The sequence below is a fragment of the Kitasatospora sp. NPDC127067 genome (assembly GCF_042724755.1).
Taxonomy (GTDB): Bacteria; Actinomycetota; Actinomycetes; order Streptomycetales; family Streptomycetaceae; genus Kitasatospora; species Kitasatospora lactacystinica.
Window position 1 is genome coordinate 1 of sequence record NZ_JBHXEM010000167.1, and the last position, 16,768, is coordinate 16,768.

16 protein-coding genes are annotated in these 16,768 nt (G+C 73.8%); 9 read left to right on the forward strand and 7 right to left on the reverse strand.

Annotated elements, in window-relative coordinates:
* Positions 1-203: 203 nt before the first annotated feature.
* A complete protein-coding gene (locus ACFWJ4_RS37315; protein WP_380552696.1) occupies positions 204-872 on the forward strand; it encodes a TNT domain-containing protein in 669 nt (222 codons plus the stop codon).
* 365 nt (positions 873-1,237) lie between these two features.
* Complete coding sequence (locus tag ACFWJ4_RS37320) at positions 1,238-2,392, forward strand: hypothetical protein (protein WP_380552699.1); 1,155 nt, start codon at positions 1,238-1,240, stop codon at positions 2,390-2,392.
* Between the two features lie 85 nt (positions 2,393-2,477).
* On the opposite strand, the gene ACFWJ4_RS37325 is transcribed toward ACFWJ4_RS37320, so the two are convergent.
* Positions 2,478-2,645 (reverse strand): hypothetical protein, encoded by a 168-nt coding sequence (locus tag ACFWJ4_RS37325; protein ID WP_380552702.1) that lies wholly within the window; start codon positions 2,643-2,645, stop codon positions 2,478-2,480.
* A 681-nt stretch (positions 2,646-3,326) separates the two neighbouring features.
* Between ACFWJ4_RS37325 and ACFWJ4_RS37330 the strand changes: the two genes are divergently transcribed.
* The 3 genes from ACFWJ4_RS37330 (at position 3,327) to ACFWJ4_RS37340 (ending at position 7,092) form a co-directional block, all read left to right on the forward strand.
* Positions 3,327-5,261, forward strand: coding sequence for an ABC transporter ATP-binding protein (locus ACFWJ4_RS37330; RefSeq protein WP_380552705.1), 1,935 nt, complete (start codon positions 3,327-3,329; stop codon positions 5,259-5,261).
* A 315-nt stretch (positions 5,262-5,576) separates the two neighbouring features.
* Positions 5,577-6,377 carry an ADP-ribosyltransferase gene (locus ACFWJ4_RS37335; protein ID WP_380552708.1) on the forward strand — a complete coding sequence of 267 codons (801 nt, stop codon included), beginning with the start codon at positions 5,577-5,579 and terminating at the stop codon, positions 6,375-6,377.
* A 244-nt stretch (positions 6,378-6,621) separates the two neighbouring features.
* Positions 6,622-7,092: a hypothetical protein gene (locus tag ACFWJ4_RS37340; protein ID WP_380552711.1), complete on the forward strand. Its 471-nt coding sequence runs from the start codon at positions 6,622-6,624 to the stop codon at positions 7,090-7,092.
* A gap of 116 nt (positions 7,093-7,208) precedes the next feature.
* Here the strand turns inward: ACFWJ4_RS37340 and ACFWJ4_RS37345 are convergent, their stop codons facing one another.
* The 4 genes from ACFWJ4_RS37345 to ACFWJ4_RS37360 all read right to left on the reverse strand — a co-directional run bounded on the left by ACFWJ4_RS37345 (position 7,209) and on the right by ACFWJ4_RS37360 (position 9,973).
* The gene (locus tag ACFWJ4_RS37345; protein ID WP_380552714.1) at positions 7,209-7,532 is read right to left on the reverse strand and encodes a hypothetical protein; all 324 of its coding nucleotides are present in this window, start codon (positions 7,530-7,532) and stop codon (positions 7,209-7,211) included.
* A gap of 153 nt (positions 7,533-7,685) precedes the next feature.
* On the reverse strand, positions 7,686-7,904 hold the full coding sequence (locus ACFWJ4_RS37350; RefSeq protein ID WP_380552717.1) for a hypothetical protein: 219 nt from the start codon (positions 7,902-7,904) through the stop codon (positions 7,686-7,688).
* 5 nt (positions 7,905-7,909) lie between these two features.
* Positions 7,910-8,395, reverse strand: a complete 486-nt coding sequence (locus ACFWJ4_RS37355; RefSeq protein ID WP_380552720.1) for an NUDIX domain-containing protein — start codon at positions 8,393-8,395, stop codon at positions 7,910-7,912.
* 207 nt (positions 8,396-8,602) lie between these two features.
* Entirely contained in the window at positions 8,603-9,973 is a 1,371-nt protein-coding gene (locus tag ACFWJ4_RS37360) for an NUDIX domain-containing protein (RefSeq protein WP_380552723.1), read from the reverse strand.
* 300 nt (positions 9,974-10,273) lie between these two features.
* Between ACFWJ4_RS37360 and ACFWJ4_RS37365 the strand changes: the two genes are divergently transcribed.
* The 3 genes from ACFWJ4_RS37365 (at position 10,274) to ACFWJ4_RS37375 (ending at position 14,426) form a co-directional block, all read left to right on the forward strand.
* On the forward strand, positions 10,274-11,557 hold the full coding sequence (locus ACFWJ4_RS37365) for a DUF4241 domain-containing protein (RefSeq protein WP_380552726.1): 1,284 nt from the start codon (positions 10,274-10,276) through the stop codon (positions 11,555-11,557).
* A gap of 128 nt (positions 11,558-11,685) precedes the next feature.
* Positions 11,686-13,077: a carotenoid oxygenase family protein gene (locus tag ACFWJ4_RS37370; protein ID WP_380552729.1), complete on the forward strand. Its 1,392-nt coding sequence runs from the start codon at positions 11,686-11,688 to the stop codon at positions 13,075-13,077.
* Positions 13,074-14,426, forward strand: a complete 1,353-nt coding sequence (locus tag ACFWJ4_RS37375) for an aldehyde dehydrogenase family protein (RefSeq protein WP_380552732.1) — start codon at positions 13,074-13,076, stop codon at positions 14,424-14,426. The genes ACFWJ4_RS37370 and ACFWJ4_RS37375 overlap by 4 nt, the downstream gene beginning before the upstream one ends.
* Before the next feature lie 27 nt (positions 14,427-14,453).
* Here the strand turns inward: ACFWJ4_RS37375 and ACFWJ4_RS37380 are convergent, their stop codons facing one another.
* Positions 14,454-15,305, reverse strand: a complete 852-nt coding sequence (locus ACFWJ4_RS37380) for a hypothetical protein (RefSeq protein WP_380552735.1) — start codon at positions 15,303-15,305, stop codon at positions 14,454-14,456.
* Positions 15,306-15,468: 163 nt separating this feature from the next.
* Entirely contained in the window at positions 15,469-15,882 is a 414-nt protein-coding gene (locus ACFWJ4_RS37385; protein WP_380552738.1) for a MarR family winged helix-turn-helix transcriptional regulator, read from the reverse strand.
* 54 nt (positions 15,883-15,936) lie between these two features.
* On the opposite strand from ACFWJ4_RS37385, the gene ACFWJ4_RS37390 reads away from it, so the two are divergent.
* Positions 15,937-16,749 carry an SAM-dependent methyltransferase gene (locus ACFWJ4_RS37390; protein WP_380552740.1) on the forward strand — a complete coding sequence of 271 codons (813 nt, stop codon included), beginning with the start codon at positions 15,937-15,939 and terminating at the stop codon, positions 16,747-16,749.
* The last annotated feature ends 19 nt before the right edge of the window (positions 16,750-16,768 follow it).

Consider the following 16,768-nt stretch of genomic DNA (forward strand, 5'->3'; position numbering starts at 1 on the left):
GCGCCGTCGCCCGGGGAGACCCCCGCCCCCGCGCCGGCGGGGCACGGCGTTCCCGCGCCGCCCGGCCGGCTCTTCGCTTCGCCGCCCGCGGGCACGTCCGGCCGCTCGGACGCGGGTCCCCTGGAGGAGCTCCCGGCGTCCGGGGACGGGAGCGCCGCCATCGGCCGAGTCCGCAGGGCTGGTCGGCTGGCCCGCTCGCCGGAGTGACGGTCGCGGAGGGCGCCGCAGGCCGGTCGGCGGGTGCTGGAGTCGTCCGCTCCGCCGAATGCCCGGACGGCCCCGACGATCCCCACCCGGAGCTGTACTACTGCGGGCAGTCCCGCCTCGGCCCCGCCGCCCTGCCGAACACGGAGCCGACCGCCACCCTGCTGAGGGGCTACCAGCGCTTCGGCGGTCTCAGTGCCCCGCACTTCGTGACGCTGTACGCCAACACGGACCCGAAGCAGAGCGGCGACTGGGTCTACGCTCCCGACCGCGGCTTTCAGCAGATCAACGGCGTGGTCGACGAGACGCAGTGGGCGGTGCCGGTCGGCACCAGGCTCGACCGCTTCGGCGCGCTCCACGGCGGCTACCTCTCCGACCCCGGCACATCGTTCACCCAGCGCTCCTTGACGCCGGACTCGCTCAACCCCGACCCGGACGACGGCGAGGTCTACCACTGCCTGTCCGTGCTGAAGCCGTTCGACGTCCGGCGAGGACACGTCGCGGCCTTCTACGGCATGCCCGGCGGCGGAATCCAGGAGTGGCTCGACAAGACCCTCAAGCCCAAGGAACTCGGCGAGAAGGACTACAAGATCGACGTTCTCGTCGCCGAGCAGTACCTCGCCGTCGTCAACGACGACCAGTGCGCGGTGACACCCACCGGTGCCTGACGGCCGATCGCATCGGCGGCGCGGACGGCGGCACACAATGCTGCCGGATCGCCGTAGCCCCGGCCGGGAGGGGAACCGGGCTCGCGGCCCCGCAGTGCAGAACCGATGCCCTGAGGGGCCAACTTCCGTGCGCCAGACCGGAACTGTCCTCCACGTTCGCCGACACCCCCGGTATAAAGAGGCGGAGGGGACCGAGGGGGTTCAGCATGCACTCAAGGGAACAGTCGCAGAAGGCCGGGCGTCCTCATCGCGACGCGGCCACCGCCCGACGGTCCGGCAGCGGCACACGACCCGCGGCGGAGGCCGCGTTTCCGAGGGGTGCCGAGGCCCTGCAGCGCACCGTCGGCAACGCGACGACGGCACGCATGATCGCGGAGCAGCGGGACGGCACCGGCCCGGACGACCGCCGGCCGGCGCCGGCCCTCCAACGCGTGACGGGCGACCAGGCGGCGGCACCGCGAAGGCCGCAGACGCGGATGGACCCGAACAACGTGCTGCGGATCTGCGGGGCCGCCACGTACGACGGGGAGACCGTCACGCCCGGCGGACGGTCGTCCGAGCTGCGGAACATCGTGTGGGAGAACCACTGGGCCGCCATCTCCGAGGTGTGCAGGAAGCACAAGTACACCATCGCCGTCCGTGAGACCGGTGAACACTCCATCCGGCGCATCGCGGAAGGGGCCAAGCCCAAACCGCACACCATCCTGGAGAAGTCCATCAAGCCCGCGTCCGTGCGCAAGAAGTACGGCCCCGGGCCCGGGCAGACGCAGGGCGACCCGGAACGCGTACTGGAGTTGCTGGAGCAGCACGACCTGAGCGGCTTCGTCGGCCACTGGAACGCGGACGGCCTGGCCGGCGTCCGGATCGCCCGCCTGCCCGACACGATGACGGACCCGGAGATCGTCCGGACCGGCCCCAGGGGCGAGAAGTACGTGCCGATCGACATGAACGAGACGGACGGCGGTCCGCAGCTGGCCCAGCTGAAGACCGACCCGCGGTGGAAGCAGTACCTCTACACCGGGGACTACGACCTCCACGAGGTCTACTCCGCGCAGGGCGGCACCGGTGGCGGCCAGATCCCGGAGGCCACCCCCGAGAAGGCCAATCTGCTCAACCGCCTCAACAGCGGGATCGCACGGAACTCCCAGGAGGAGGTGGTGCGCAGCGGCACGGTGACCATGGGGAACGGCACCCTGCACATGGCCGCCGACTCCGAGTACGCCATGTTCCAGCACGGCGACCAGGCCACCTACCGGATGAACCAGTACCTGGAGGCGCAGGCCGCCGCGCTGGAGAACCAGGTCGCCCGGCAGGCGGCGCAACTGGTGCGGGCGGTGGCCACCGAGGCCGACGAGCCGCTGGCGTGGTGCCGGATGGGGCAGTGGTACGTGACCCGGAACCGGGAGGAGCACGCGATCCTGCGGTCCCGCTGGAATCTCGCCGTGCCCCACACCTGGGGCGCCTCGGAGGTGGAGCGCACGGCCCGCGGCGGCTACCGCACGGCCGGCTACCTGGACTGACCGCACGGCCGGAACCGGTATGACGGGCCGGTGAGAACCACGGTCCGGCCGCGGCAGCAGGGCGACCGGCGAGCTGCCGGTCGACTCAGCGCTGCGCGGTGGCCTGCGCGGCGGGGGACCAGGGGGCGGCCCACAGCGGGATCACCTCGACGGTGGCGGCGGAGCCGTGGGCGGGGGTGCCGGGGGTGCGCCCGGCCGTGGTGGGCTGTCCGGTGGTCGTGGGGAACGCGGTCGCGCTCGTCACAGTGGTCATGCTCGGCAACATACCGGGGGGTACTGACACTGCCGGGCCGGGCAGTCCGGCCCGGCCCGTGGTGGGGTGAATCGAACGCTGGGGCCGGGCGCCGCTCCGAACGCCTTCCCCTGATGCGAAGGGTCGCGCGTTGCTCGGCGCGCGGCCGACGCGGGTGCGCCCGGCGCCCGAAACCCGCTCGGGCGCCCGACTCCCCGAACGGGTGAATCCGGCGGCGGCCCCGCCCTGCGCGGCCTCCTCGCCCGCCGGGGTGTCCGCGGCCCCCTCGGACCCGGCCGGAAGGCCGCGTTCGAACACGCTCTCGCCGCCTGCGCACTGGGCTCCGCCGCCCTCCCGGTCCCGTGGACGACCGAGTGGCGTGCGGCCCGGACCGCACGCGGAACATGCTCGAAAAGTCCCCGTTCGACCCGGGCTCGCCCGGAGGCAAATCCACTTGAACGCCGCGCTCGAACAGCACCATCATCGGACGCCATCCACCCGTAACGACTCCGTCAATACCGTCAACTCGGCCTTGGAGAAGCAGACTTGAGCTTCTCGTCCGGGCCGGTGCCGGTGCTTCCGCGCGTCCGCGCACCGCTCTGCGTCTGGAGGATCTGTGGCCTGTCACCCCACCCCGGCGACCCACGTCCCACCCGTCACGGCGGCCCTGGTGGCCCGTGCTTCGAGCAAGGAGGCGATCGCGTGAGCGCCGCGACCCCGGCGACCCCGGCCGAGGCCGCCGACGAGGAACTGCGGTGGCTCGCCGACGGGCGCCGCATCGAGGCGATCCAGGCGATCGGCGTCAACGCGATGGCCCGCCGCCTGCCCGCGCTCGTCGTCCGCGCGTTCCGCCTCGGCTGGCGCATCGACCGCACCTCCGTCACGCTGCTCCTGGTCTGCCAGGCCGTGTCCGCGGTGCTCGGCGCGGCCGGCCTGTTCGCGACCACCGGCACCATCTCGGCGCTGTTCGGCCCGGGCCGGGTCGACGACAAGCTCGCCCACGCGGCGCCGTCGATCCTCGTGATCGCGGCGGCGGCCGGGGCCCGCTCCCTGCTGGGCATCACGATCCGCACCATCACCATCCACCTGTCGCCGCGGATCTCCCGCGAGGCCGAAGCCGCGGTGCTGCGCGCCACCGTGGCGGCCGAGCTGACCGCCTACGACCACGCCGGCTACAACGACGAGCTGGAAGCCGCGGACCGCGGCGCCGAGGTCTGCGTGGACATCGTCGGGGAGGCGCAGAACCTGCTCGCCTCCCTCGCCTCGCTCCTCGGTGCGGCCGGCGTGCTGACGGTGCTCCACCCCGCCCTCCTGCCCTTGCTGGTGCTCGCCGCGCTGCCCCAGGGGATCGCGTCGGTGCACGCCGCCCGGGTGCAGTTCCTGGCGAACCGGGCCGCGGTCGGCGACCGCCGGATCATGGCCAACCTGCGCTGGTACATCCACCTCAAGCGCAACGCCGACCAGGTCCGCTCCGACACCATGGGCGAGTTCCTGCTCGTCAAGTACGACCAGGTCGGCCGGCGGCTGGATGCCACTTCGCGGCGGGCGGCGATGCAGAGCGCCCGGGTGTCGGTGATCGGGGCCGCCGCCTCCGGCCTCGGCAGCGCGCTGGTGTGGGCGGCGATGCTGTGGCTGGTCAGCACCGGCCGGATGAGCCTGCCGCGCGGCGGCGCGGCCGTGTTCGCCCTGACCGCGGTCGGCACCAGCCTGCGCGGCATCGTCGGCTACGGCGCGGACCTCTTCCGCACCGGCATGTACCTGGACGACTGGTCGAGCTTCCTCGACACCGCCGGCGGCCACCGGCCCCGGCGCGGCACCGAGGCTCCCGAGCCGCCGCGCCGGATCGCGGTGGAGAACCTCCACTACGCCTACCCCGCCTCCGACCGCAAGGCGCTGGACGGAGTGAACCTGCACGTCGAGCGGGGTGAGATCCTCGCCCTGGTGGGGGAGAACGGCTCCGGCAAGACCACCCTCTCCAAGCTCCTGGCCGGGCTCTACCTGCCCGATGCCGGATCGGTGCGGTGGGACGGGCGCGACACCCGCGACCTCGACCCGCACGCCCTGTGGCGCCAGGTCGCCGTCGTCCCGCAGGACTACGCGCGCTGGCCGCTGACCTGCCGCGAGAACATCACGCTGGGCCAGCCCACCGCCGAGGGCGACGCGGCGGTGCTGCGCGCCGCCGACGCCTCCGGGGCGGCCGACGTCGTCGCCAAGCTCCGCCGGGGGCTGTCCACCCTGCTGGCGGTGGAGTGGATGGGCGGCGAGGAGCTGTCCGGCGGCCAGTGGCAGCGCCTGGCCATCGCCCGGGCGTTCCACCGCGAGGCCGGGCTGCTCGTCCTGGACGAGCCGACCGCCGCCCTCGACCCGCGCGCCGAGCACCGGATCTTCCAGAACCTGCGGGCGGTCGCGCGGGAGCGGGCCGTCGTCCTGGTCACCCACCGGCTCACCAACGTGGCCGTCGCCGACCGGATCGTGGTGCTCGAAGACGGAAAGGTCCTCCAGGAGGGCACGTTCGCCGAGCTGGTGGCCGAGGAGGGCGGCCGCTTCAGGGAACTGTGGGACCTGCAGAACGAACGCACCGGCCTCCCGGCCCAGCGGACCCTGCCGGTCCGGGAGGACGAGGGGACCGACCGATGATCGACCTCGACGTGCCGAGCGACCCGGCCCTCCCGGGCGGCCTCGTGGGAGGCCGCGCCGAGGAGAAGGGAGCGGGTGGATAGCGGGCGGTGTCCCCGTCGTCCCCGGGCCCTTGCCGAACTCGGCGAGGCGGGAGTGGAGTTGACCGGTGTGCCGGTCGTCCACGTCTGACGCGAGGCGGCGGGCCGCCGCCCTTCGCACACCCGGGGTCCGAGTGGACCGGGACGGCCGAGGGCGTCAATCGGAGACGAGGACACGCCCCTGATCGGGTGGGTTGCGGTATCTCCGGGCCAGGGGGCGGCCAGGGTAACGGTCGTGATCAACATCCGCATCCGCACGGCCGCCGGCGCAGTCGCCCTCGCCTGCGCCGTCGTGCTCATCCCCGAGATCCCGGCCGTCGCCGCCCCCGCGGCCGCGACCGAAGCCGCCCCGTTCAGCTGCCTCGACCCCAGCGGGGAGGCGCTCTGGAGCGGCCCCCAGTGCGACGGCGTCATCGTCCGCGAACTCGGCACCGAGGCCGTCGCCATCCTCCTGGACGGCCGCCGGATCGACTTCGCCGACGAGGCCGAACTGCGCGCCGACGACTGCGCCGTCCGGCCCGCCGTCACCCTCCCCGCCAGCACCTTCGAGAACCTCCCCAAGAGCCCGGACCCGCTGTACGCCGCCGTGGACCGCCGGGTGGACGTACCCCGCATCACCCCCGAACCGCACTGGCGCAAGAACTGCCACCCGCTCTTCCGCTCGGACGGCCGCGATCCGTCCGTCATCTTCGAGGAGGGCTTCGGCCCGAAGGACACCGTCAACGGCCAGTACGACATCACCAACTACGTCCTGCAGAACCAGCCCTCGCCGTTCGTCAGCACCACCTACGACCCCGAGCTGTACAAGAAGTGGAAGAAGGTGCCCTGGGACTACTTCATCGACGCCCCCGGCGGCATCGACGTCAACGCGACCATCGGCGACCAGCACCAGTACGCCGACCAGGTCGAAGTCGCGTTCCCCGGCGGCGTGGACCGGCACTTCATCCGCCGGGCCTGCCCGGTCGACCGGGCCACCGCCTCCCTGGTCGAGTCGGGCTGCGTGGACAACCCGAACTACCAGCCCTGGCTGCACTGACCGTCCGCCGTCCGCCGTCCGCCGTCCGCCGGCCGCCGGCCCGCCAGGCCGGCCGACGGCGGACGGGAGCGCGACGCCGTACGACAGGGTTGGGGAATCGTTCCTTCCTCCTTGGCCAACCCTTGGCAATCCGGCATGGTGGTAAGCGAGTTGACAGATCCGTCGGCTTGCGGGCGACCTCAGGGGAGGGGCAGCGGCTGATCCGCCGGAGCAGGATCCCGACCATGAGATCCGGAAGTGGTCGGTGCGGATCGGCCTGGCGGCATCAGTCATCACGATCCTCACCTGGCTGGGGATCGTGGACTGGAACGATCTCAAGGCCAAGATCACCGGCACCCCGGCTTCGTCGGCGGCGCCGGCGCGACCGCAGACCTACCCTGCTCCGGTGGTCACTCGCACCGCGGTGCGAAGACCGGCGGAGGACCCGGCCTGCCAGGAGGCCGAACAGGCCATCAGCGCGTACACCTCCTCCACCGCTGCGTCAGGTGCGTCCGCGGTGGCGCGCCTGCGGGCCTACGCGGAGGGTCTCGACGTCGCCGCCTCACATGCGGTCGACCCTCGTGTTCGCGCTGCCATCAGAGCCATGGCCGCGGACGAGCGACTCGCCGCGGCCGACCTCGACGTGGCGGACTTCGCGGCGTTCCGCAGCGACAGCGCCAGGGCCCGGTCGGACATGTCGGCCGTGTACGACGCCTGCAGTGCGTCCGCCTCGTGACCGACCGTAGGCCGCACCGGGCCGGGGGCGGCTGAAGCCCCCGCACCGGTTGCGCGTCGCCGCGCTTGTCGTGGTCGGCAACGACTGCCGCCGGGCGGAGTAGCCGCCGGGGTCGGTCAGGACGGGCTGCCGTAGCCGCTGGCCCACAGGCGGCCGTGGACGGCGAGGTCCAGCAGCATGCGGCCGGCCTCCTCGGCCGGCATGGGTGCGGGGTCCTGTTCGAGCCACCAGTGCAGCACCGCCAGCTGCTTGCCGACCCAGGCGCGGGCCAGGAGGTCGGCGGGCAGCCTCGGCGTGACGCCGCTGTGTCGCGTACGGGTGCTGAAGACCTCCCCGACCCGCCGTGCGGACTCGTCGTGGAAGGCGTGCAGGGCCTTGCCGTCGCCCTCGCCGCGCAGGATCACCAGGTACAGGCCGCACAGCAGCCCGCACGCCCACACCAGCGCCTGGGCCGCGAGCGCCGCGGTCGCCCTGCTCGGCCTCGCGGCCGCGCTCCTCCTGCCCGCCGACCGTGCCTCCTCCCGCCGCCTGCGCGAAGGCCCGCACCGCGGCCGGTGACGGACCCGTGAAGCGACGCCGCGGCCGGCCGGCGGTCAGTGAAGCGGTCGTGGTGGCGGGGGATCCAGGCGGACGAGGTGCTGTTCGGTCGTGCCGTCGGGTCTGTGCACGGTCCGGTAGACGTACGGGACGGTGCTGCCGGGAAAGACGACGACGCCCTCCTCCACGACGGGCTGCCCGCCGGCGATGGCGCGCAACCGGGCGTCGGTGTCCTCCGGCAGCCGGGGGGAGGGCGGCCGGCGGTGTCGGCCCATCGGTGTCACGCGCCGATCAGCGTGCGCGGGTCGAAGTGTTCGTCCCCCCAGCCGTGGGTGGAGAAGCCCCGCCCGCCGGACTGGTGGAGGGTGAGGGCGGCGTGGGCCACCGGGAACATCGGCAGCGGCGGCTCGTCGGCCGGGGACCAGCGCACGTCGAGGTGCTTGTCCGGTTCGGTGTTCGTCAGTTCGCCGCGCCAGGCGGTGGCGAGGAACACCGACACCATGTACGGGCCCTTGCCGTCCCAGCCCGCGCGGACCTGGGCGGTGTGCACGAGGCGCAGGTCCTCCGGCTCGACGAGCAGTCCGGTCTCCTCCCGCAGCTCGCGGGCGGCGGCCTCGTCGAGGCGCTCGTCGACCTCGACCTTGCCGCCGGGGATCGTCCACGCCGGCGTGGTGCTCCAGCCGTGCGCGGAGTAGTGGACGGTCGCGACCAGACCCCGGTCACGGTCATGGGCGATCACGGCAACGGTCTGACGAAGGCTTTCCACGTTGTTACCTCCAGGAGGGCCGGGACGGTCCCGCGTACCGGTTTCTGAGGCGGCCCGTCGGATCCGATGCCGCACGAAGTCGCCCGAGGGGCACCGTGCCGTCGGCGACCAGGACGAGGTGGACGCCGACGACCGGCGTCAGCGGGTCCGTGCCGGTTGCGCGGGGCACCGGGTGGTCGGCTGGGTGGCCGGTGGGCTCGGGCCGGATCACGAGGTGCTGCCGGCCGGGTGGTCGGCCGCCGCGGCGAGCAGCGGCAGGTAGTGCTGCATGTAGGGCGGGACCTTGAGGTCGAGGACCTCGGCGAAGGGGACCATGCGGACGGCCAGGCCCTCGTCGCCGAGCCGCAGGTCGCTGTCGGGGCCGTTCCAGGCGGCGTGCAGGACGCGGACGAGCGGGGAGACGAGCTCGTGCTGCGGGCCGGGCACCGGCCGCATCCGTGTGATGGTGATTCCGGCCTCCTCACGGACCTCGCGGGCGGCGTTCTCCTCGGGGGTCTCGTCGGCCTCGCGCCATCCGCCGATCGGGGTCCAGTAGCCGGGCCAGGCGATGCCGGGCTTGTCGTCGCGGTGGTGCATCAGCAGCCGCCCGGCCGGGTCGGTGACGAGGACCATGACGCCCTCGAAGTCGTCGGCCGGGGCCGGGCGTTCGAGGTAGAGCGGGGTGCCGCTGCGGTGGGCGCGCAGGGCTTGCAGGAGCCGCCGGTAGCGGTCCGGGCCCATGTGGTCGTGCCAGTCGTGGGCGGTCTCGAAGCGCCATTCGGTGTGCTCGGCGGGGTCGAGGCGGATCCGGGCCTGCTGCTCGGCGGTGAGGACGCCGCCGTCGAAGACGTAGCCGCAGGCGGGGACGGGGAGCAGGCTGCCGGCCTGCTCGTGGACGACGGCGACCAGGCGCCGCCGAAGCACCTGCGGGTTCTCCGTGGCGAGGTCGAGGCCGAGTTCCTCCCGGGCCTCGCGCAGGGCGGTGGTGAACGGTGTCTCGCCGTGCTCGACGTTGCCGCCGGGGAAGTTCCACACGCCGGGGTCTACGGCGGAGCGCAGCCCGAGGACGCGCCCCTGGGGATCGCTGACGAGGAAACAGCCGTAGGAGCCGGGCCGGGCGATGGTGGTGAGGTAGCCGCCGACCGGCCGCCAGCCGGGGAGGGCCAGGCGGCCGGTGAGCCACTCGATCACGGTGCGCTGCCCGTCGCTCGTGGGCGGCAGCCGGTCGGGGGCGGCCCACCGGTGGTCGTCGTGGCCGGGCGAGAGGAGGATCGCGGTGCCGTCCGGCACGACCGTGGTGAAGACGAACTGGCGCACGCGCAGGCCGCGCCGGTCGGTGAGGTCCAGGTGCCGCGCGTACTCCAGTGACAGGCCGGCGAGCCCGGTCTCCTCGGCCAGTTCCCGTGCCGCGCCGGCCTCCACCGTCTCGTCGCCGGCCCGGCCGCCGCCCGGGTACTCCCACCGGCCGGGCAGGTCGGCGTGTGCGGCCCGGCGGATCATCAGGATCCGGCCGGAGGCGTCGCGGACCACCACGCCGACGCCGATCCGCTGGACGCCCTCGCGGCGGGCCAGGTCGGTCAGCACATTGAAGTCGATCACCGGAAGGGCTCCTCGCTGCAAGGTGGTGGGCGGGTGCGCAGTACTGCCGGTCAGGGGGGTTCGACAGTCAAGTCTGCTCCTGGGAGGGCGGGTTCAGGAATGGCTCGTGGGCGGTTCCAGGCGTCCCGATGATGGTGCTGTTCGAATGCGGCTCGCAAGTGGACCCGGATCGGGGGCGAGATGCTGTACGGGTGCTCGACCTCGGAGCGGGCATCGGCGGGCCGGCTGTCGGGCCTGTCGGACCCGGTCTCTAGGGTGGATCCGCACAGCAGCAGGTGCGATGGAAGGCAGGGTGACCAGGTGCACAGTGACGTGCTCGTCGAGGCGGTCTACGGCGACGGGTGGGACTCCTCGAACCGGTCGACGGTCCGTCCGATCCCCCGGGCGGAGGCCGCCCGTCGGGACGCGGCGGGCGAGCCGTACGCCGTCGTGCTCGCCGCCCCCGGGCAGGAGCTTCCCGTCGCGGTGCTGCACGTCGCCTGGGCCGGGCACTACCTGGGCCTCTGGCGGTTCGACGGCTCGGGCCGCCGGGTGTTCGAAGCGGACCTGCGCAGGCTGGAGCCGGAGCGGCTGTTCCTGCGCCACCTGGCCGAATGGCAGTACGAGGAGGAGGACCTCCCCGAGCTCTCGGACAAGGCTCTGAGGCGGACGGTCGATCTCCACCCGAACGGGAAGAACAGCGAGGGCCGCTACCCGCGCGGCCGCGGCGGCGGATCGATGCGCACCCTGGTCGACCTGCCGCGTGAGCGGTGGTGGTTGCCGGTACCGGAATTCGGCTGCTGGGAAAGCCTGTTGGCGGAACCCCTGTTCGGGCTGCCGGGCCCCTTCGAGATCGCCCGGGAGACCTCGGACACCGTGCCTGCGCCGGCCGGTGGCGCCGCGGAGCCCTTCGGCTGGCGGCCGCCCGCGCCGGCGGCCGCGCCCCGGCTCGACGAGCTGTTCACTCCCGGGGCCGTGTTCACCCATCGGCACCGGCCGCAGCCGCTCGTCATCGAACCGGTGACAACGGTGACCGGGATCGCCCTGCCCACGGGGCGGCTGGCGGTCTGCGACCCCTCGTACCTGCCCGTCGGTGCGGAGGGCGACCCGCTGGTGATCGAGGTTCCGCCCGGTGTCCACCCGGTGCAGGAGACCGGCGCCAGTTATGAGGACGAGATGTTCGGCGATCGCTTCACCGCCCGCGACACCTACGCCGTGCGGGTGCTGGTGAGTGAGAAGCCGACCGCCCGCTGGACGATGGCGGTCCCGCCGGGAGAGGACCCGAGGCTGCTGCGCGACGGCCAGTACTTCGGCTTCGGCGTCGACTCCGCCACCGGCTGTTTCGTCGAGTCCGCCGCCCGGACCGACCTGGGCCGCCGCTTCATGGACGCCCTCACCTCCGGCGGTGGCGACGACCTCCACGAACTCGACGACGGCTACAGCAAGGTGACCGACGAGGCCGAGGGGGCCGAGCTGGTCACCTTCGTGCTGGGCGGAGACGGCGTTTACCCGGTCTGGGTGGGACACGACGACGCGGGTGAGGTCACGGCGGTCGTCGTGGCGGACGTCTTCGAAGTCGGCGCTCTGGAACCGTCGACCGCATGACAGCCCTCCGGCGGGCGTGACCTCCACGCGCCACCGGCCGTCACCCGGCGGGCGGTCGGGTCGTTGAACCGGACGCGCTGCCCCGAGGGCGCAGCGGACGTCGGAAATGCGGCCTGGAGGAATCTGCGGTGTCCACCGTCACCAATCCGTTCACGGGTGCCTACACGCCGGTGGGCGAGGAAGTCACCGCGTTCGACCTGCCGGTCACCGGCACGATCCCGGCCGAGCTCAACGGCCGGTACCTGCGCAACGGGCCCAACGGGATGCGGGCGGAGGACCCCCGGCCGAGGCACCTGTTCGGCGGGTACGCCATGGTGCACGGCGTGCGGCTGCTCGACGGGCGGGCCCGGTGGTACCGCAACCGGCTGGTGCGCAGCGCCGCCGTGGCCGAGGCCCTGGGGGAGCGGCCGCGCCCCGGCGCCGCCCCGCGGATCACCGACGTCGCGCCCAACACCCACGTCATCGGGCACGCCGACCGCACCTTCGCGCTGGTCGAGGGCGGCTTCCGCCCGTACGAACTCTCCTACGAGATCGAGACGGTGGGCGCCAGCGACTTCTGCGGCACGCTGCCCGACGGGTTCGCCGCCCACCCGAAGCTCGACCCGGTCACCGGCGAGCTGCACGCGATCACCTGGCAGCGGGACAGCGAGAACCTGCGGCACCTGGTGCTCTCCCCGCACGGAGGCGTCGTCCGGGCCGTGGACGTCCCGGTCGCGCACCGGCCGGTGGTGCACGACATGGCGCTGACCCGGAACTTCGCCGTCGTCCTCGACCTCGCGGCGCGCGTCAGCACGGCCGACAACCGGGCGCGCAAGACGTACCCGGCGGTCTGGGACGAGACCGGCGGCGCGCGGATCGGGCTGCTGCCCCGTGACGGCACCGAGGTCGCCTGGTTCGAGGTCGAGCCCTGCTTCGTCTTCCACACGCTCAACGCCCACGAGGACGGCCACCGGGTCGTCATCGACGTGGTCCGCTACCCGCGGATGTTCGCCGGCGGCGCGCTGGACGGGCAGAGCAGCCCCACCCTGGACCGCTGGACCGTCGACACCGTCTCCGGCAGGGTCGCCGAGACCCGCCTGGACGACCGGCCGCAGGAGTTCCCGGCGGTCAGCCCGGCGGTGGTCGGCGGCGCCCACCGCTACGGGTACTCCACCGTGGCCGGCGACCTGCTGCGCCACCTGGCCGGCGCCGACACCCTCGACGCGCTGCCCCCGGAGGCCGCCGGGGACGCCCTGATCAAGCACGACCTGAGTCGGCAGTCCAGCACCGTGCGGCGGTTCGGCGCCGGCCGTTACACCGGCGAGGTCTCCTTCGTCCCGAGGCAGGGCGCCCGCGGCGAGGACGACGGCTACCTGCTGGCCTACGTCCACGATCCCGAGCGGGGCGCGAGCGACCTGGTCGTCCTCTCCGCCGAGGACTTCACCGGCGACCCGCTCGCCACCGTCCACCTGCCGGTGCGGGTGCCGGCCGGCTTCCACGGCAGCTGGATCCCCGACCCCGCCCGGGAGGACTCCGCATGAGCACCCCGCCCGTCACATCCTCGGACAGTCAGCCCTCGGACACGCCGGCCGGGGCCGTCGCCCGGCTGCGCGCGACCTTCCGTACCGGCCGCACCCGGCCGCTCGCCTGGCGCACCGAGCAGCTGACCGGGCTGCGCGCCCTGCTGACCGGGCACCGCGAGGAGATCGCCGCCGCCCTCCACGCCGACCTGCGCAAGCCGCGCGCCGAGGCCGACCTCGCCGAAGTCGACTTCACCGTACGGGAGATCGACCACACCCTGCGGAACCTGGAGCACTGGCTGCACCCCGAGCCGGTGCCCGCCGCCGCGCTCACCCGGCTGCCGCCGGGGACGAGCGCCCACACCCGCCACGACCCGCTCGGGACCGTTCTGGTCATCGCGCCCTGGAACTACCCGGTGCAGCTGCTGCTGGTGCCGGTGGCGGGTGCGATCGCCGCGGGCAACACGGTGCTGGCCAAGCCGAGCGAGCTGGCGCCGGCCTGCTCGGCCCTGTTGGCGCGGCTGCTGCCGCAGTACGTGGACCCGGCGGCGATCGCCGTGCTGGAGGGCGGCGGGGAGACGGCCACCGCCCTGCTGGCCGAGCGCTTCGACCACATCCTGTACACCGGCAACGCCGGCTTCGGGCGGGCGGTGCTGCGGGCCGCCGCCGAGCACCTGACCCCGGTCACCCTCGAACTGGGCGGCAAGTCCCCGGTGTTCGTCGACCGGGGCGTCGACCTCGGGGTGGTCGCGGCGCGACTGGCCCGAGCCAAGTACGCCAACGCCGGGCAGACCTGCGTCGCCCCCGACTACCTGCTGGCCGACCCGGCCACGGCCCGGGCGCTGGAAGGCGCCCTGGAGCGGGCGGTCACCGAGCTGTACGGCCCTGACCCGGCGCGGTCGCGGGCGTACGGACGCCTCGTCGACGAGCGGCACTTCGACCGGGTCGTCGCCCTCCTCGACTCGGGGCGCACGGTCTTCGGCGGCCGGCACGACCGCGCGGACCGGTACATCGCGCCCACCCTGCTCGCCGAGGTGCGGCCGGACGCCCCGGTCATGCGGGAGGAGATCTTCGGTCCCGTCCTGCCCGTCGTCGAGGTCACCGGCCTGGACGAGGCGATCGCCTTCATCAACGAGCGGGACCGCCCCCTCGCGCTCTACGCCTTCACCGAGGACGGGCACGCCCGTCGGCGCCTGGCGGAGGAGACCAGCTCGGGCGGCCTGAACTTCGGCCTCCCGGTGGCCCACCTGGGCATCCCGGAACTCCCGTTCGGCGGGGTGGGGGAGAGCGGCTCCGGCCGGTACCACGGCCGCTGGTCGATCGACACCTTCAGCCACCGCCGGGCCTGTCTGGACGTGCCGCTGGACTGAGCGGCGCGAACCTCTGCGGTCACGGCGTCAGTCCTCCCAGCACATCGCGGTGATCGCGGTGGTGAGTGCCAGCCAGCCGACGATCGGGACGGTGAGGGTGAAGGCGAAGGACCACTGGAGCGCGATCAGGAGGACGCTGCCGGCGAAGGCGAAGACGGAGAGGAACAGGCAGGCGATGGCGGGGAGGACCCAGCTGTCCCGGCTGCGACGGAGCAGGGTGTGGACGGCGAGCAGGGTTCCCGCGCCGACCAGCAGGGCCAGTTCGAGGAAGGTGAGCCAGGGGACGTCGGTGACCGGGGAGCGGTGGCCCTGGTGGGAGATCTCCACGACGTGGCCGTTCCACAGGGTGAGGTCCACGTTGTCGCCGCTCCGGACGCTGCCGAAGAGGCCGTCGGAGACGGCGTAGGTGTCGGTGGGCGCGGCCTCGCGGGAGACGGTCACCTCGTAGTGGGGGGAATCCTCGTTCGAGCCGGCCCTCCTGTCCGTCACCCGGCCGGTCTCGTGGGTGGTGCAGTCCGTGGCGGGCACGGAGGCGGCGGGGGCGGGGGCGGCGGGCACGGTACAGGCCGGGGCGCTGCGGTAGGCGGTCGCCGCGTCGAAGGCGTCGACGAACCAGGAGAAGCCGAGGGCGACGGCGGCCAGACCGGTCAGGACGAGCAGGACCCGGGCCACGACCCGGGCGGCGGGGCGGCGCTTCCGCGGGTGGGAAGGGCCGTGGGGGCGTGGCGGTGGCGTTCGTACGGGTGGTGCCGGGACGCGGTCGGCCACGGCCGGGGTTCCGTCGACGGGGGCCGGGGCGGTGGTGGTGCCGGCGGCGGGTACCGCGTCGGCCGGCTCCCGTGGCTCGTCGCCGCCGGCGACCTCGATCCGCGCGTCCATCGCTCTCCCTCGGCCCTCCCGGGCGGTTCCCGGGTTCAGCCGGGATGATGGCAGGGATCGACCGTCGCGAGGGAGCAACCGGAGGAGTTTGTCACCGACTTGTCGAACTCGGCCGGTCAGGAGCCGGCGCCGGGGGAACGGCCGGGGCCGGGGCCGGGGCCGGTCAGGGCAGCAGCAGGCCGGTGAGCTCGTCCAGCAGTTCGGCGACCCTCCGGGCCTTCGCCGGGTCCGGGACGGCCTTGGCGATGACCGGTTCGGCGGGCCGGGCGACGTGGGCGCGGATGGCGCGTCGGGCGTGGTCGGAGACGGTCAGCAGGGTGCGGCGCCCGTCGGCCGGGTCGGGCGCGGCGTCGAGCAGGCCCTGTTCGCGCAGCCGGGCGACGGAGACCGAGACGTGGCTCTGGGCGAAGCCGGTCCGGACCCGGATCTCCTGGACGGAGGTGGCGGGGTGCCGGTACACGTCGGCGATCACGGCGATCTCCCCGGGGGTGAGGTGCTCGGAGGCCGGGTCGGTGATCAGGGCGCGGCCGAGTTCGGTCAACCGCTTGCCGAGTCTGAGGAGTTGCACGCCGTCCATGCCCGACAGAATACATCTTCACCGATGCATCGGTGGCGATGTAGATTGCCGGGCATGACGACCTCCGAACCGCTCAGCCCGGTCTCCCGCACCGCCCTGTCCGTCGCCCGGGTGCGGGCCTACGAGAGCTCCCGCCCCGACCCGCTCTTCGTCGACCCGTACGCCCTGGCGTTCGTCACCGCCGCCGGCCTCGAACCGGCCCTGTCCGGCCCGGTCAGCAGCCTCGCCAGGGGCCTGGTCACCCACGGCATCCTGCGCACCCGCTTCTACGACGACCGGCTGCCCGCCGCCGGCGCCGACCAGGTGGTGCTGCTGGCGGCCGGCCTGGACACCCGGGCGTATCGGCTGGACTGGCCGGCCGGCACCCGGGTGTTCGAGCTCGACCTGGGCCCGGTGCTGGCCTTCAAGGACCAGGTCCTGGACGGGCTCGGCGCCGTGCCGCGGGCCGGGCGCACCGCCCTGGCCGCCGACCTGCAGGACCCGGGCTGGCCCGAGCGGCTGGTCGCGGCCGGGTTCGACCCGGCGCGGCGCTCGGTCTGGCTGGCCGAGGGGCTGCTGGTCTACCTCACGGCCGAGGAGGCGGCCGGACTGCTCGCGGCGGTGGGCGGGCTGGCGGCCCCGGGCAGCCGACTGCTGCTGGAGCAGGGCCGGGACGTGAGCCGCACACCGCACGACCCGGCACTCACCCACGTGACCGGGCTGTGGCGCGGCGGCCTCGGCCCGGACACCGACGGATGGCTCGACCGGAACGGCTGGACCGTCGGCATCACCACCCTGGTCCGGCTCGGGGAGGCCTACGGGCGCCCGCTGCCGGACCCCTCCACCACGACGGCCTTCATCGAGGCCGTACGGCGCCCGGCGGACTGACCTCCCGGGTCCGCGGGGC

Bases quoted from the DNA above. Each gene is read 5' to 3' on its own strand.
- ACFWJ4_RS37350 (WP_380552717.1), bottom strand. From the start codon at position 7,904: ATGGGCCGACACCGCCGGCCGCCCTCCCCCCGGCTGCCGGAGGACACC.
- ACFWJ4_RS37380 (WP_380552735.1), bottom strand. From the start codon at position 15,305: ATGGACGCGCGGATCGAGGTCGCCGGCGGCGACGAGCCACGGGAGCCG.
- ACFWJ4_RS37375 (WP_380552732.1), top strand. From the start codon at position 13,074: ATGAGCACCCCGCCCGTCACATCCTCGGACAGTCAGCCCTCGGACACG.
- ACFWJ4_RS37385 (WP_380552738.1), bottom strand. From the start codon at position 15,882: ATGGACGGCGTGCAACTCCTCAGACTCGGCAAGCGGTTGACCGAACTC.
- ACFWJ4_RS37325 (WP_380552702.1), bottom strand. From the start codon at position 2,645: ATGACCACTGTGACGAGCGCGACCGCGTTCCCCACGACCACCGGACAG.
- ACFWJ4_RS37320 (WP_380552699.1), top strand. From the start codon at position 1,238: ATGATCGCGGAGCAGCGGGACGGCACCGGCCCGGACGACCGCCGGCCG.
- ACFWJ4_RS37390 (WP_380552740.1), top strand. From the start codon at position 15,937: ATGACGACCTCCGAACCGCTCAGCCCGGTCTCCCGCACCGCCCTGTCC.